Genomic DNA, 12,561 nt, shown 5'->3' with positions numbered 1-12,561 from the left:
GAGACCGCATGACCATGTCGAGTTCAGTGACGGGTCCCGACCGCCGGCCGGGCGCCGAGACGACCAGACGATCGGGCGGGCGGCGTGAGGAGGGCGGGCCGGAGTTCGGGTCCGCACTCTCCGCCGAGATGGGCCGGCCCGGTGACGAGGACGAACGAGCGGCCGAGCGGCCCCCGGGCAGGCGTGGGTCCCCGGCCTCCGGCACCGGCGACGCCCGCGAGGTCGCGCAGGCGGCGGCCCGCCTGGCGGCGGACCGGGCCGCGATGGCACGGACGGTCGCGGGACGGGCCGCAACGTCGCGGGCCACGGCCGGGCGGGAGGCCGTCGAGCGGGCCGGTGCCGACCGGGCCGACGCGCAACGGGCCGACGCGCAACGGGCCACCGCCCGGGCCGACCAGCGCACGGCGGCCGAACGGACGGCGGAGCGGCGGGCGGCCACGGGACGCGACACGAAGCGCGTTCCGGACCGGGCGCCCGCAGACCGTCCGGCCGTCGCCCGCACCTCGCCGGACCGGGCGACCCTCGATCGCGCGGGTGAGCGACCGGCCGGTGACAAGGTGACCCGGCAGACCGGCGAGACGGTCCGTGGCGTGTCGGCCGGGTCGCGCGCCGAGACACGTGCGGAGGTACGGGCCGGTCGGTCCACGACCGGACCGGACCGGGTCGAGGAGACCGCCGCCGCCGGCACGGACGCCACGGCCGAGGCCGCCGGCACCGAGGAGACCACCGAGAAGGAGAAGGCGGCGGACGGCACGGTGACCGTTCTGACCACCGGCACGATGGCCGGCCTTCAGTTGCCCGTCGCGGCCGAGCCGGACGCCACCGGGGCGGAGCCGGCCGGTGCGTCCACGGCGGCCATCACCGGTGCGGCACCGCAGGCTGCCGCAGGGGCGACCCTGGAGGCCACCGGTCCGGCCCCGGCCCAGGCCGGCACGGCACAGCCGGGAACCGCCACGGACGCCGCGGCCCCGGCCCCGACAGGTCCGACCGCCGCGAACCCGGCTGTCCCGACCGCTTCCGGTGCCGCGACGGGCGCCACCGCCGTCGACGGGCCGGTTGCTCAGAACACGGGCGACGGTACCGGCGCCGCGACCGCTGCCGGTGGTCCGGCGGCTGCTCCGGTGGGCACGGCTCCGGCCGGGGCGACAGCGGCGCAGGGCGGGACGGGCGCGGCGCAGAACGCCGGGACCGGAACTGTCCAGGGCGGGACGGCAGCGGCTCAGGGCGTACCCGCGGGGGCCGGGTCTCCGGTGGATCCGGCCGCGACGACCGCGGGGGCGACGATCGCGGCCGCACCACGCCCGGAAGGTCTGCGTGCGCCGGAGGCGGCCGCGGCGACGCCCGTGCCGGCCGAGAACGCCGGCACGACGGCCACCGCCGAGCCGGCAGCGACCGGTGCCGCCGCACCCGACACCGGCGGCCAGGACAGCGGCGGGCAGGGCGACCGGCCCGGTCAGGGCGGCGGATCCGGTACGCCCGGAGCGTTCACCGCCACAGCCGAGGCCGCCCCCGAGTCGGCCACCGGCACGACTCCCGCATTCCCGCAGGTGACCACACCGGTCGAGACCGCGGCACCGGTGGCTCCGGCGGTGGCCGGGCTGGCCGGCATGACCGGTCCGCAGGCCGCCGCACCCGCTGCCCCGACCGCCGAGACCCCCGCTGCGGCACCGCAGGCACCGCCCACCCCGGCACCTCCCGCGGCGCAGCTGGCCACCCGGCTCACTCCGCTCCGGCTGGACGCGGACGGCGTGCACCGGCTGACCGTGAACCTCCACCCGGCCGACCTGGGCCCGGTGCAGGTGGTGGCGGAGATCCGCAACGGCGACATCACGGTGCAGCTGTCCGGCGGGACCGAGGCGGGCACCGAGGCGCTCCGGTCGTCGCTCGACGATCTGCGGCGGGAGCTGGAGAACTCCGGGTTCGGCAACTGCACGCTCGACCTGCGGCAGGGCAACGCCCAGCAGCAGGCACGGCAGCAGTTCGCCGACACGCTGGGCCGGCGGGACGGACAACGCGGTGGCCCGGACGTCGGTGCCGAGCCCGCGCCGGTCACCACCCGGCGGGTGGAGCCGGGTTCCGGCCGGCTGGACGTGCAGGCCTGACCACGAACGGCGCCGGCTCCGCGGTGTGCGGGGCCGGCGCCGGTCAGCTGGACTTTCCCGGTTCGGGGCGGTCGTACGGCTCGGGCACCATCGCGGTGCCGGGTGGTTCCTCGTCGGCCTTGCGGTATCCGGAGGTGACGAACCGGAGCCCGGCCAGGAGTACGGCGGCGATCGGCACGGCGATGAGGAACCGGATCAGCACCTGGATCAGGTCGACCTCGTCGCCGAGCAGGCGGTACCACGCCGGCGCGCTCATCAGCAGCGCGAACAGCAGAACCGACGGCTTGATCATCGGCCGGGGCGGGTCAGCGGCGCCCGGAGCGGGTCACCCGGCGTGGCATCACCGCGGACGGCATGACCTCGGCCGCGATCCGGGCGCAGAGCATCGCCGCCCAGGCGTGCGGGGTGGCCGGCTTGCCGTCCAGCGAGAAGATCGGGACGTCCAGGCCGAGCACCGACGCGGGGTCGGCGGTGAGTTCCACGCTGTGCACCACGAGCGCCTCGACCTCGCCCAGGTTGCGCAGATGACGGGCGGAGTCGGCGGTCTTGCGGGTGGCGTCGACGACGGCCCACAGCGCGGTGGCGCCGAGCGCGTCGCACATGTCGTTGACCCAGAACGGGTCGGTTCCGCCGACCGGCGCCTCGATCACCACCACCCACGGGTGCTCGGAACTCTGGAGTTTCTCCGCCCGTGACTCGGCCGCGCTGCGGCTGGAGATCAGGCGGGACGAGTGCAGCCCGGTACCGGCCGTGGACGGCGCGGCGAGCAGCAGGTGCGTCTGGTCGACGTGCAGCTGTTCGAGGATCTGCTTGGCGATCGGCACGGCGGTGTGCACCTCGCCGGCCAGCACCAGGATCTCGCCGGGGCCGTCCGGGATGCCGGGTGCGGCGGGGCGGGCGGCGAGGACGCTGAGCACACCGGCGTACGTGTCCCCGCCGGTGATCTTGCGGGCCATCGCCTCGGGCATCCCGACCGTGATCAGGTTGCGCTGCACCGGATCCAGTTCGCCGGAGCGCAGCGCGGCCGGAGTCGGCGCCGCCGGAGCGGGCGAGATCGGGGCCGGGTCGTCGAGCCCGTACACGTCGGCCGCGGACCGGATCGGCGCGGGCGGCGGGGTGAAGGGCTGGGCGAAGGCGGCCCGGGGTGGTGCCGGGGTGGGCTCGGCGGTCCGGAACGGCGCCGGGGAGACCGAGCGGGGAGCGGCCGTGGCCGCGCGGATCGGGGTCATGGTCTCGCGGGGCTCCGGTGTCTCGCGCTCCCTGGCGGCGGGCCGCTCGGGGAAACTCGGCTTGGTGGGCAGTGCTGCGGGAAGTGGCCGCTGGCCGGCGTTGACCGGCGAACCGGTGGCCGTGGCCGGCCGGAACGGGCGCACCGTGGGTGTCTCCTCACGCGCCTCGGCGGGCCTGGCCGGCTCGGCCGCCCGGGGCCGGGACGGGCCGCGGCCCTCACCGAGGTGGCCGGCGACGTCGAGACCGGCCATCAGCTCGGCGAACGCGGCCCCGGTGTCGCCGAGCCCGGCCTGCCGGCCCTCCTGGCGTGTTTGCCGCTCGGGGGCCGCGGGCGCACGGTCGCTGGACACCCGGTCATGCGCTTCGGCCTGCTCGAGCAGGCGCTCGAAGTTGTGTGTGCCGTTGCCGGCGACGGTCTGTTGCGCCATGTCATCACTGTCCTCGGTTGGATCCGGTACCTCGACGGAGAGCTCGTAGTGCTGCTTCGCGAAGAAGCCCCCGATGCCACCACTTCGTACCTTGTCGGCGGAGATGATCCGGACGCTCGAGCCGTACTCGTCACGTACCTGAGCCAGCAGTGGCTCGATGGCCGGTCCCTCAAGCAGCACCCGCGTAGGCACCGTTCACCACCCCTATCGTCTCGATCTGTGCGGTGGAACCAGAGATTTCGCTGTACGACAGCACCTGGACCCGGCGCGAGCCGGCTCGCAGCAGTCGCATCAGTGGCAGCCGCAGCTGTGGTGAGCAGGCCAGGACGGGATTGAGTCCCTGCTGCTCGGCGGCCTCGGCGAGCCGGCTGGCCTCGCTGACGATCGCCTCGGCGCGCATGCCGTCGATCGCCATGAAGGCGCCGGTGTCACTGGGCCGCAGTGATTCGAGCAGGCCCTGCTCGAGCATCGGGTCGAGGGTGATCACGGTGAGCCGGCCGGCGGTCGCGTACTGGGCGGCGATGGCCGGTCCCAGGGCGCCGCGCGCCGCCTCGACCAGGCCGTCGTGATCCTGCGAGGTCTTGGCCCGCAGGGACAGCGCCTCGAAGATCCGGACCAGGTCGCGGATCGGCACACCCTCGTCGAGCAGCGCCTGGAGCACCTTCTGCACCTGGCCCAGGCTGAGCAGTGCCGGGGTCAGTTCCTCCACCACCACCGGGTGGGTGCGCTTGACCATCTCGGCGAGCGCGCGGACGTCCTCGCGGCCGAGCAGGCGGCTCGCATTGGTCCGGACGATCTCGGCCAGATGCGTGATGATCACCGACGCCCGGTCCACCACGGTCGCCCCGGAGATCTCGGCCTGATAATGCAGTTCGGCGGGGACCCACTTGCCGGCCAGCCCGAAGACCGGTTCGACCCCGGCCCGGCCGGGAAGCGCCTGGAGACCTTCGCCGATGGCCAGGACGGTGCCCGGCGGCGCCTGGCCGGTGCCGGCGTCGACACCCGAGATCCGGATGGCGTACGACGACAGCGGCAGGTCCAGGTCGTCCCGGGTGCGTACCGGCGGCATGATCACACCGAGTTCCATGGCCATCTTGCGGCGCAGGGCGCGCACCCGGTCGAGCAGGTCGCCACTGCTCGCGTCGACCAGGTCGACCAGGTCGGGGGCGAGCGCCAGTTCGAGCGGGTCGATCCGCATCTCGCCGAGCAGCTGTTCCGGCGAGTCTGGTGCGGGCAGGTCGACCGCCTCGGCGGCGGCGGCCGCGCCCTCGACCGGTTCCGGTGCCGGATCCTTGACCCGCTGGGCGATCAGCAGGACCGTGGCGCCGACCAGCAGGAACGGCAGCGGCGGCAGGCCCGGGATGATGCAGAGGGCCATCGCCGCGCCGCCGCCGATCCGCAGCGCCAGCTTGTTCTGGCTGAGCTGGGTGGTGACGGTCTGACCCATGTCACCGGAGGTGGCCGAGCGGGTCACGATGAGACCGGTGGCGACCGACAGCAGCAGTGCGGGGATCTGCGAGACCAGGCCGTCGCCGATGCTCAGCATGCTGTAGTGGTTCATCGCGTCGACCGGGGCCATACCGCCCTGGAGGATGCCGATGGCGAAGCCGCCGACCAGGTTGATCACCGTGATGATGATGGCCGCGATGGCGTCGCCCTTGACGAACTTGGATCCACCGTCCATGGCGCCGTAGAAGTCGGCCTCCGAGGACACCTCCGCGCGGCGCCGCCTGGCCTCGGACTCGTCGATCAGGCCGGCGTTGAGGTCGGCGTCGATGGCCATCTGCTTGCCGGGCATGGCGTCGAGGGTGAACCGGGCGCCGACCTCGGCGACCCGCTCGGCACCCTTGGTGACCACGATCATCTGGACGATCACCAGGATCGTGAAGATCACCAGGCCGATGATCAGGTTGCCGCCGACGACGAAGCTGCCGAACGCGTGGATCACCTTGCCGGCGTCGCCGTCACGTAACACCAGGCGTGTCGCGCTGATGTTGAGCGCGAGCCGGAATAGTGTCATGACCAGCAGCAACGCCGGGAAGACCGCGAAGTCGAGGGGCTTCTGGACGAACATCGAGATCAGCAGCACGAGCAGGGCGGCCGTGATGTTCACGGCGATCAGTAGGTCCAGCAGGAAGGTCGGCAGGGGGACGACCATCATCAGGATGATGCCGACGACCCCTATGGGTACGGCAAACCTGCCTATGTTTCGGTTCTTCACGGCACCTTCCGAGCGTGGGCAGTCCGATGGCCATCCGAGCCCCGCCGTCGCCGTCCTGGCGTTGTTCTGTTCGGCGTTCCGTCGCCGTCACTGAGGCCGCTGTGGCACCGCCACGTCTCGATCTTCCCTGCTCTTGCACCGCGTTGTGAGGAAATCTCCGGAATCGGTGGTTATGCCATAGCTGGGGTCGGGTTCGGGTTGCGGTGCAGACCGGCCGCCGCACCACGTGCCTTCAGGCTCATCACGAACGCCAGCACCTTGGCCACCGCGCCGTAGAACTCCGCCGGGATCTCCTGACCGATCTCACAGTCCTTCTCCAGCGCCCGGGCCAGCGGCACGTCCTGCACCATCGGGATCCGGTTCTCGGTGGCGAGCTCGCGGATCTTCGCGGCCAGCGGGCCCTTGCCCTTGGCCACCACCCGGGGCGCACCCTTCGCCGGCTCGTACCGCAGGGCCACCGCCACGTGCACCGGGTTGACCACCACGACGTCCGCGGTCGGCACGTCGGCCATCTGCCGGTTGCGAGCCATGGCGTGCTGCTTGGCCCGGATCTGGGCCTTGATCAGCGGATCGCCCTCGGTGTTCTTGTGCTCCTGCTTGACCTCCTCCTTGCTCATCCGCAACTGCTTCTTGGTCCGGCGCCGCACCACGAAGTAGTCGGCCGCGGCCATCACGATGCCGGCCGCCGCCGCGGCCCGGATCAGCTGGATGGACGCGTCGCTGACCACGCCGAGCAGCGTGACGAGCGGCAGCCGTCCGGCGTCCATCAGCACCGGGACGATGTCCTCCATCGTGAACCAGAGGACCAGTCCCAGCACGACCGTCTTGATCAGGGCCTTGAAGCCCTCCCAGAGTGCCTGCGGGCCGAGCATCCGCTTGAGGCCGCTGAACGGGTTGAGCCGGCTGAACTTCGGAATGAACAGCTTGGTGGCGACCCGGATGCCGCCCTGCGCGGCGGCCGCCACGATGCCAACCGCCATCATGGTCAGCGCCAGCGGCAGGACCGCCCAGGCGGCGCTCATCAGCGCCTCCCGGAAGATGGCGATCGTCTTGCCGGCGTCCGGGTCGGCGATCGTGTCCGGGATCTTCTCCATCAGCTCCTGGGCGTGCTCCATGGCCTGGCGCAGGGTGCGCGGCAGCATGATGCTCGCGGCGAGCATGCCGACCCAGGCCCCCAGGTCCTGGGTCTTGCCGATCTGGCCCTCCTGCTTGGCCTTCTTGAGCTTCTGTTGAGTCGGTTCCTCGGTCTTCTCACCGGACATGTCTCACCTCCCCGTGCTCGTGGCTCTACCATCGCTTTTCGGCGTGGTTCAGCCCCCGCTGAGCCGGACCACCGCGGTGACCGCCTTCTCGACGAGCGTGTCGAGCGCACCCGGCAGCATCGCGATGGCGATGCCGGAGAGGGTCACCACGAGGAAGATCTTGATCGGGAAGCCGAGCTGGAACGCGTTGAGCGCGGGCGCCACCCGGTTCAGCAGGCCCAGCGCCACGTCGGCGAGGAACAGCACGGCGATCAGCGGCCCGGCGATCTGCACCGCGGCCACGAACATCTCACCGGTTCCCTGGAGCAGCAGCCGGCTGAACGTCTCCGTCGAGAACGAGGCGTCCAGCGGGAGCGTACGAAAGCTCTGCAGGAACCCGCGCATGATCATGAGGTGCCCGTCCCCGGCGAAGAGCAGGGTCAGCGCCACCAGATTGTAGAAGCGGCCGAAGATCGAGCTGCTGCTCTGCGAGAACGGGTCGTACGCCGCCGCCAGCGTGAACCCGCTGAAGAGGTCGAGCAGGTCGCCGGCGGCCTGGACGGCGGCGAAGAGCAGGGCGGTGAAGAAGCCGAGCGCCGCGCCGACGAAGACCTGCAGCGCGGCGGTCGCGATCAGATCCTTGGTCTCCAGCGACGGCACCGTGGTGGTCAGGTAGGGCGCCATCGGCAGGGTCAGCCCCACCGAGAGCAGCGCCTTGACCTGCCCCGGGATGAGCCGGGAGTTCAGCGGCGGGCACACCAGCATCCACGCGCCGGTCCGCACCGCCCCCAGCATGATCGCCAGGAACTGTGCGATGGCAACGTCGAAGTTCATCGTCTCAGTACGAGCCCACCAGAGCCGTGATGATCAGGCTCCACCCGTTGACCAGCACGAACAGCAACAGTTTGAACGGCAGCGCGATGGTGACCGGTGGCAGCATCATCATGCCCAGCGACATCAGGGACGCCGACACCACGAGGTCGATGATCAGGAACGGGATGAAGATGACGAACCCGATGATGAACGCGGCCCGCAGCTCGGAGAGCACGAACGCGGGGATCAGCGTGGTCAGCGGGACGGCTTCGATGTTGGGCGGGCGCTCGGCACCGGAGACCTTGATCAGCAGCGCCAGTTCGTCCTCACGGGTCACCTCGTACATGAACTGCCGCAGCGGCTCGACCCCGTCCTCGAACGCCTGCGACTGGTTCTTGTCCCCGTTCAGATAGGGCTGCACGCCCTGTTCGTTGATCGCCGACACGGTCGGCCCCATGATGAACAGGCTCAGGAACAGGGCGAGTCCGGCGAGCACCTGGTTGGGCGGCATGGTGGTCAGCCCGAGCGCGTTGCGGGTCATCCCGAGAACCATGAACACCTTGGTGAAGGACGTGCACAGCAGCAGCAGCGCCGGGGCCACCGAGAGCATCGTCAGCCCGAGGACGATCACCAGGGACGCGGCCGGACGGCTGCCGTCCGGGTTGGTGCCGTTGATCTGGATGTCGATCGAGGGTGGTGTCGGCGCGGGCGCCGCCGAGGCGGCCGCCGGCAGCATGACCAGGGTCGCCACCAGGATCAGAAACGGAAACGCGCGCCCCACCATGTCATCGCCTCGTCGTCCGGTCGCGCAGGAACTCGATGGTCGCGGTCCACGTCTTCGGGGAGAGCAGGGACCCGTCGAGCCGGCCGCCGAGGCTCATCGGGTGCCGGCCCGGCACCGTGGCGGCCAGGCCGCCGGGCTCCACCTCCATGTGGTCCCGGTGCTCCGGGGGCTCGATCTCGAAAGCCTCGATGTCGGTCTCGCCGAGGAGGCTGACCTGCTGGTCGGTGATCCCGAGCACCAGCGCACGATCCGCCACCCGGACCACCGCCACCGCCGAGGCACGGCTCAGCTGCTGCCGGTTGAGCACCATGAGAGTCCCGTCACGACGACCCGCGTACGGCCGGCGAACGGCCTTGGCGAGCAGCCACATCAGCATCACGACGATCAGGAGGGCGACGATGACGCGCAGCGTGAGCGAGATCAAGACGGTTACTCCGCGCCCGGCGAGACGATCTCGGTGATCCGGATACCGAAGTTCTCGTCCACCACGACGACCTCGCCGCGGGCGATCAACCGGCCGTTCACCAGCAGATCGGCCGGGCTGCCCGCGGCCCGGTCCAGTTCGACGATCGCGCCGGGGGTGAGGGAGAGCAGTTCGCGCACACTCATCCGGGTCCGGCCCAGCTCGGCGGAGACCTCCATCTCGACGTCGTGCAGCATGTCGAGGCCGCCCCGCCCGCTCGCCACCCGGCCCGGCGCCGGCCGCTGCGAGATGTTCACCGCGCCCAGGTCGTCGCCGGGCCACTGGCTCAGCGCGAGAGCGAGCACCGCCCGTACCTCTGTCTCGTCCCGCAGGGGAACCGCGACCGATCCGTCCTTGGCGGCCAGGGCGCTCAGCGCGACCTCCGGCTCCATCAGCTGACCGGGGTCGAGGACCACCGGGCCGAAGACCCGGGCGGCCGCCTCCAGGGCCGGGCGCACGGCGGCGGTGAGGTCCAGCTCGCCGAGAGGGCTCTCGCGGAGCGCGTCCGCGAGGTCCTGTCCGACCACGACGAGGACCTCACCGGAGGCCGCGCCGGTGAACCGCGCCGTGATCGCCTGACCCTCGATCACCGTCCCGGCGTCCGGTATGACCGGGTCGCCGGCCACCAGGGCTCGGCTGGTGGGCAGGACGGCCAGCGCGGCCTCGGCGGCGTTCCGGGCTAGCGCCAGCTGAGGCGCGGTCATGGTGGGCGCTGTCATGGGCGGCCAGACTCCTTGGACGAGCTCTCGTGGGGCGACGGCACGACGAGACAGGCGAGCCGGGCGCCCTGGTTACCGGGAACTGCATGGGCGAAGACGATGTCGTGGACGGTCACCTCGAGCGGCCGGCTGGTCGCGTGCCCGAGCGGGACCACGTCGCCGGGGCGCAGATCCACGATGTCATCGGTACGCATCCGGATGGGCTGAAATCGCACTGCTACGTCGATCGGAGCGGCGGAAAGTCCGGCGGTCAGGTTCCGCAGGGAGGTGTCCCGCTCCTGCCGTTCGGCGGCGCTCAGCACGATCGCCTCGGTCCGGGACAGCACCGGCAGGATGGTGTTGAACGGCAGGCAGATGGTGGAGACGCACTCCTCCGCGCCGATCTTGGTCTCGAACGAGGCCACCACGACGGCGTCACCGGGCGCGTGCGCGCGCAGGAACTGCGCGTTGTACTCGATCTCCTTGAGCTTCGGGGAGATGTCCACCATGCTCTCGAAGCCGTACCGCAGCTCGCCGAGCATCCGTTCCATCAGGCCGCGCAGCAGCGGCATCTCCACCTCGGTCAGCGGCCGCTCCGGCTGGCTACCGCCGGGGCCGCCGAGCATGTGATCTATCGCGGTCATCACCGCCGACTGGGCGATCTCCAGCAGGACCGTGCCGGGCAACGGGTCCAGCGTGACCACACCGATGATCGTCGGATTGGCGAGCGCGCCGACGTACTCGTCGTAGTTGAGCTGCTCGATGGAGATGAGACTGACGTTGCTGACCGCCCGGAGCCGGGTGGTCAGCAGGGTTCCGCAGCTGCGCGCGTAGGACTCGAAGACCATCTGCAACGTACGGACGTGCTCACGCGAGAGCTTGATGGGGCGCCGGAAGTCGTACGCGGTCGGGCCTCCGCCTTGGCCGCGACGTGACATCCTGCCGGGGGATCGTTGAGCGGTGGTCACGTCGTCCTCATCGGCTCACTTACCGAACCGCTGAGCCGTGGCGGCGTTTTCATCCAGTTCTCACGCCGATGGGCGGGTCTCCCTGGGGAGACCCGCCCGGCCGTCGGTCCTACTGGGTGACGAACGAGGTGTAGTAGATGTCCATGACCTCTTTGACGTCGTCCACCGTGTAGGTCTTGATCAGGTCGGCCAGCAGTTCTGCCTTGATCTTGGCGCGGCCCTCGGCGGTGGAGAGCTCGGCGACCGTGCGGCCGGTGTACTCGTCGATCACCAGCTGGTACGCCTCGCTCAGGTCGATCGCGTGGTCACCGGACTCCTCGGTCTGCTGGATGGCGAAGCCCAGCTTCAGGTAGTGACCGTCGGCCAGGTTCACCGTGATGGTGCTCTCGGCGGCGGTGACGATGCCCTTCTTCGGCGCGGCGGCCTCGGCCGAGTCACCGCGGAGCATGAAGAACGCTCCGGCTCCACCGCCACCCAGGGCGACCATCACCACGGCGATCACGATCATCATCATCTTGTTGGACTTCTTCGGCGCCTCGGCCGTTTCCTTCTCGTCAGCCATCAGAACTCCCCTCAGTTCAGTCGTGCGTGGTGGTCTGGGTGGTGGCGTGCTCGGTGGTGGTGCTCGGCGTCGTGGTCTCACCCGACGCCTTCTGCTCGGCGATGTACTCGGCGGTGGTCTGGCCGGTGTGCAGCTTGCCGTCCGCGCCGGCCGCGGAGGGCAGCAGCGCAGCCTGCTCAGCGGTGAGCTGGGTCAGGACGACGACGTCCACCCGGCGGTTCATGGAGATCGAGCGCGGGTCCTTCGGGTCGATCAGCGGCTTGGTGTCGGAGAACCCGACCGCGCTGAGCCGCTTCTTCGGCAGACCGTGGTCGGTGAAGAACCGGACCGTGGTCGAGGCCCGCGCCGCGGACAGCTCCCAACCGCTCGGGTAGAACGTGGTGCGAGCCTTGAGCTGGTTGGTGTGACCGTCCACCTCGATGTTGTTCGGCAGGCCGACCAGTGTCGGGGCGATCGCCTTCAGGATCTTCTCGCCGCCGTCCTGGAGCTCCGCACGGTTGCCGGCGAAGACCACCTCGTTGGTCACGATGGTGACGATCAGGCCCCGCTGGTCGATCGTGAACTTCGCACTGCCGAGCAGCTTCTGCGCGGCCAGCGCGTCGGCGATCTTCCGTTCGATGGCCTTCAGGTCCTCGGCCTCCTTGGCGGCTTTCTCCGCGTTGGCCGACGCCTGCTTGCGGTCCTCGGCCTTGATGGCCCGCTCGACCGCTTCCTTCTGCTTCTTGTTCAGTCCCTCGGTGCCCGAGGTGCCGTCACCGGGGTTGGAACCCGGGTCGATCTGCACGACCTGGGCGTTGTTCGAGGCACCGTCCAGCGGGGCGTAGTTGCCGCTGAACGCCGCGCTCTTGGAGCCGAAGCCCTGTGACAGGCCCTGCGCCAACTGCGCGAACTTCTTCTGGTTCACGTCACTCATCGAGAAGAGCACTACGAAGAGAACGAACAGCAGGGTCATCATGTCGGCGTACGACACGAGCCAGCGCTCGTGGTTGGCGTGCTCCTCGTGCTCCTCGTGCTTCTGCTTCCGCTTGCCCCCGCCGCCAGAACTCATCTA

At 70.7% G+C, this 12,561-nt stretch carries 12 protein-coding genes; 1 reads left to right on the top strand and 11 read right to left on the bottom strand.

Features of this window, described 5'->3' with window-relative positions; translation table 11 throughout:
- Nucleotides 1-8 precede the first annotated feature (8 nt).
- Nucleotides 9-2,102, top strand: a complete 2,094-nt coding sequence (locus tag BC793_RS39835) for a flagellar hook-length control protein FliK (RefSeq protein WP_146246682.1) — start codon at nucleotides 9-11, stop codon at nucleotides 2,100-2,102.
- A 43-nt stretch (nucleotides 2,103-2,145) separates the two neighbouring features.
- Here the strand turns inward: BC793_RS39835 and BC793_RS39830 are convergent, their stop codons facing one another.
- The 11 genes from BC793_RS39830 to BC793_RS39780 all read right to left on the bottom strand — a co-directional run bounded on the left by BC793_RS39830 (nucleotide 2,146) and on the right by BC793_RS39780 (nucleotide 12,558).
- Nucleotides 2,146-2,394 (bottom strand): hypothetical protein, encoded by a 249-nt coding sequence (locus BC793_RS39830; RefSeq protein ID WP_109601804.1) that lies wholly within the window; start codon nucleotides 2,392-2,394, stop codon nucleotides 2,146-2,148.
- 13 nt (nucleotides 2,395-2,407) lie between these two features.
- On the bottom strand, nucleotides 2,408-3,940 hold the full coding sequence (locus tag BC793_RS39825) for a hypothetical protein (protein WP_109601803.1): 1,533 nt from the start codon (nucleotides 3,938-3,940) through the stop codon (nucleotides 2,408-2,410).
- Complete coding sequence (gene flhA, locus BC793_RS39820; protein ID WP_109601802.1) at nucleotides 3,930-5,981, bottom strand: flagellar biosynthesis protein FlhA; 2,052 nt, start codon at nucleotides 5,979-5,981, stop codon at nucleotides 3,930-3,932. The genes BC793_RS39825 and flhA overlap by 11 nt, the downstream gene beginning before the upstream one ends.
- Nucleotides 5,982-6,151: 170 nt before the next feature.
- Nucleotides 6,152-7,243, bottom strand: a complete 1,092-nt coding sequence (locus BC793_RS39815) for an EscU/YscU/HrcU family type III secretion system export apparatus switch protein (RefSeq protein ID WP_109601801.1) — start codon at nucleotides 7,241-7,243, stop codon at nucleotides 6,152-6,154.
- Between the two features lie 48 nt (nucleotides 7,244-7,291).
- Nucleotides 7,292-8,056 (bottom strand): flagellar biosynthetic protein FliR, encoded by a 765-nt coding sequence (locus BC793_RS39810; RefSeq protein WP_109601800.1) that lies wholly within the window; start codon nucleotides 8,054-8,056, stop codon nucleotides 7,292-7,294.
- A gap of 4 nt (nucleotides 8,057-8,060) precedes the next feature.
- Entirely contained in the window at nucleotides 8,061-8,819 is a 759-nt protein-coding gene (gene fliP / locus BC793_RS39805) for a flagellar type III secretion system pore protein FliP (RefSeq protein WP_109601799.1), read from the bottom strand.
- Nucleotide 8,820: 1 nt separating this feature from the next.
- Entirely contained in the window at nucleotides 8,821-9,243 is a 423-nt protein-coding gene (locus BC793_RS39800; RefSeq protein WP_109601798.1) for a flagellar biosynthetic protein FliO, read from the bottom strand.
- A gap of 5 nt (nucleotides 9,244-9,248) precedes the next feature.
- A complete protein-coding gene (fliN, locus tag BC793_RS39795) occupies nucleotides 9,249-10,001 on the bottom strand; it encodes a flagellar motor switch protein FliN (RefSeq protein WP_109601797.1) in 753 nt (250 codons plus the stop codon).
- A complete protein-coding gene (locus BC793_RS39790; protein WP_109601796.1) occupies nucleotides 9,998-10,918 on the bottom strand; it encodes a flagellar motor switch protein FliM in 921 nt (306 codons plus the stop codon). Before BC793_RS39790 ends, fliN begins: the two co-directional genes overlap by 4 nt.
- 139 nt (nucleotides 10,919-11,057) lie before the next feature.
- Nucleotides 11,058-11,510 (bottom strand): flagellar basal body-associated FliL family protein, encoded by a 453-nt coding sequence (locus BC793_RS39785; RefSeq protein WP_109601795.1) that lies wholly within the window; start codon nucleotides 11,508-11,510, stop codon nucleotides 11,058-11,060.
- Nucleotides 11,511-11,526: 16 nt separating this feature from the next.
- Nucleotides 11,527-12,558: a flagellar motor protein MotB gene (locus BC793_RS39780; RefSeq protein WP_109601794.1), complete on the bottom strand. Its 1,032-nt coding sequence runs from the start codon at nucleotides 12,556-12,558 to the stop codon at nucleotides 11,527-11,529.
- Between the last annotated feature and the right edge of the window lie 3 nt (nucleotides 12,559-12,561).

The sequence above is a fragment of the Actinoplanes xinjiangensis genome (assembly GCF_003148685.1).
GTDB classification, from domain to species: domain Bacteria; phylum Actinomycetota; class Actinomycetes; order Mycobacteriales; family Micromonosporaceae; genus Actinoplanes; species Actinoplanes xinjiangensis.
The sequence above is the reverse complement of the archived record's forward strand: the minus strand, read 5'-3'. Positions and strand labels throughout refer to the sequence as shown.